The organism is Alteromonas sp. ABE4_545 (assembly GCF_056161325.1).
The window spans coordinates 1-212 of sequence record NZ_JBSWYY010000109.1 but is presented as its reverse complement, the minus strand read 5'-3'; the positions used below and the strand labels follow the sequence as shown (position 1 = coordinate 212).

General features: G+C 56.6%; 1 protein-coding gene. It reads left to right on the top strand.

Annotated features, from left to right (window positions below; all coding sequences use genetic code 11):
* Window positions 1-212: hypothetical protein (locus ACXAH6_RS20515; protein WP_474879847.1), on the top strand; the 212-nt coding region annotated here is incomplete at both ends.

Genomic DNA, 212 nt, shown 5'->3' with positions numbered 1-212 from the left:
AATACTCGCTGGATGGCGGCAGCAACTGGACCACCGGCACAGGCACCAGCTTTGAGCTGGCAAACGATACTACCTACGCCATTGGCGATATTCAGGTTAAACAAACCGATACCGCGGGCAATGAGTCTGCGGTGACGTCGAATAGCGCAGCCATTACCACTGATATGACGGTGGCGGCACCGAGTATGGCTCTGGCGAGCGACTCAGGCAGT